The following is a 255-nucleotide window of genomic DNA, read 5'->3' on the forward strand; positions in this document are numbered from 1 at the left end:
CTGTTTTCTCTTATGTTTAATGCGAATGCAGTGACGGTTAACCCGCAAATCAATCTCAGTATTTCAAAGGATTATGCCTGGGATGAATTAAGGCGTCATATCGACGCCATTCCCGGAGACCGCATCAATCTTGAAGAGTGGTGCGTTCATCACTGGCAGGAGTCCGTGGTTTATTTAATGCATGGCCATGATGATATGGATGTGATCAATGCCAGATTACTGCTTAACGCCATGCCGCCCCGAAGAAAGGTGATT

1 protein-coding gene is annotated in these 255 nt (G+C 45.5%); it reads left to right on the forward strand.

The genetic code is table 11. The features are described from left to right. Positions 1 to 12: 12 nt before the first annotated feature. A partial coding sequence (locus tag ACU8YC_RS28790) for a hypothetical protein (RefSeq protein ID WP_446896485.1) occupies positions 13 to 255 on the forward strand: 243 nt, incomplete at its 3' end.

The sequence above is a fragment of the Citrobacter sp. VF227 genome, assembly GCF_052950715.1.